Below are 2,251 nucleotides of genomic sequence, written 5' to 3'. Positions count from 1 at the left end.
ATAATGAGCCAATTGATTGGCTTGTTCATTCAGTTCTTCGTAAGTCAGCTGTTGATTTTCATAGACAACAGCAATGGCCTTTGGATGACGGGTGGCTTGTTCCTCAAACAACTGATGGATTAAAGCATCCCTTGGATACTCCGCTTTTGTGGCATTCCATCCCTCCAGCAATTGTCCTTTCTCTTCTTCAGACAATGGATTCAAACTGCCTAACTCCTCTTCTGAATGATGAACAACTTCATTTAACCAATGTTTAAAATGCCTAGCCATCTGTTCAATCGTAGAAGCATCAAATAAATCTGTATTGTATTCAAATATTGTCAAGAGTCCTTCTGGTGTCTCTTCCATCGTTAAGGTGAGATCAAATTTTGCAACTGATGTATAGTTTTTCATCAACTCCATACTAAACTCTGGCAAATCTGGCATGTTCCATGAAGTATCTTGTAAATTGAAGGAAGTCTGAAAAATTGGTGAATGACTTGTACTTCGTTCCGGCTGAATCACCTCTACTATTTTTTCAAATGGGACATCTTGGTGATCATAGGCCTTTAGTGCTTTCTCTTTCACCTGAGCCAATAGCTCACGAAAAGTTTGATTTCCTCTTACATTTGCTCGATAAACAAGTGTATTGACGAAAAAACCAATAAGTCCCTCAAGTTCTTTATGATTCCGGTTCGCAATAGGGCTACCAACTAAGATATCTTCCTGAGCTGTATATCGGGAAAGAAATCCTTGATAGGAAGCAAGTAATGTCATGAATAAGGTTGCCCCTGTCTGACGACTTAATTCTTTTAACTTCTCCACTAATGAAGGAGCAATCGTCGTCTCATATGCGGCACCTTGATACGTTTGGGCCGCTGGACGTACGCTGTTCGATGGCCAATTTATAACAGGGAGGTCTCCTGACAACTCTTCTTTCCAGTAGTGAAGCTGTTCATCCATCCCCTCTTCTCCCATCCATTTTCTTTGCCACACAGCAAAATCTGCATATTGAGTTGAGAGTGAGGGAAGTTCAATCGCTTTATTGTCCATTACTTGCTTATACACAGTAAGTAATTCTTCAAGAAAGATTCCTATTGACCATCCGTCCGATACAATATGATGCATGGTACAAAGGAAAATCCATTCGTCTGTATCCATTTGAATACATGCTGCTCTTATCATAGAGCTTTGGGTTAAATCGAAGGCAGCTTCTGCTTCTTGCTGAATAAGACGCTCCATCTCTCTTTCCCTTTCCTTTAAAGGGAGGTGCGTTAAGTTAACTACTGGCACCTGTCTTGCTGTAAAAGGCTGAATTTGTTGCATTGGTTTCCCATTTATCTCTTTAATCACTGTTCGCAACACTTCATGGCGCTCAATTAATGTGTTTAATCCCTGCTCTAATCCGTCTACGTTCAATTTCCCCTTTATACGCCATACTAAAGGAATGTTGTAAAGAGAACTATTCGGATTAAACCGATCGATAAACCACATCCGCTGTTGAGCAAAAGAAAGTGGAGTTGGTTCTGCACGATTGACTGGGACTATAGCTGGTAATGAGGCCTTTTCTACTTGACGCAATTGTTCTATTCTCTCTGCTAATGCTTCCACCGTTGGATACGTAAATATCTCTCGTAACGGAAGGTCGAGTTGAAACATTTCTTGTACACGGGATATCACCTGCGTCGCTAATAAAGAATGTCCTCCTAATTCGAAGAATGAATCCCCGACTCCAATCTTCTCAATTCCTAGTACTTGTTCCCATATCGCTACTATTCGTTCTTCCAATGACGTACGAGGAGCGATGTAATGACCCCCTACGTGCTCTTTGCTAGGCGTAGGAAGTGCTTTACGATCCACTTTTCCATTCGGAGTCAGCGGAAAAGATTCCATCGAAACAAAGTGTGCAGGCACCATATAGCTCGGTAATTGTTTCTTCAGTTGATTTCTCCATTCCGCCACGTCTCCATCTCCCACTACATAGGATACGAGCCGTTTATTTCCTGACTCATCTTCATGGACGAGGACAATTGCCTCATTCACCAAAGGAAGTTCGCATAAAGCTCCTTCTATTTCTCCAAGTTCGATTCGAAAGCCACGAATTTTGACTTGATGATCCTCCCTACCTAAGAAATCAATATTTCCATCCGGAAGGTATTTAACTAAGTCTCCTGTTCGGTACAAACGCTCCCCCTCTTTGAATGGATGAGAAATAAATCGCTCTTCTGTTAAATCAGGTCGGTTGAGGTACCCACGAGCCAACCCTTCCCCA

1 protein-coding gene is annotated in these 2,251 nt (G+C 41.8%); it reads right to left on the bottom strand.

Going from position 1 to position 2,251, the window contains the following annotated elements; all coding sequences use genetic code 11:
- Nucleotides 1–2,251 (bottom strand): condensation domain-containing protein (locus tag WAK64_RS22305; RefSeq protein WP_336589166.1); only part of this gene is annotated, 2,251 nt, incomplete at both ends.

This window comes from Bacillus spongiae (assembly GCF_037120725.1).
Classification (GTDB): domain Bacteria; phylum Bacillota; class Bacilli; order Bacillales; family Bacillaceae_K; genus Bacillus_CI; species Bacillus_CI spongiae.
Note: the sequence above shows the minus strand (reverse complement) of the source record. Positions and strands in the feature narration are given on the sequence as shown.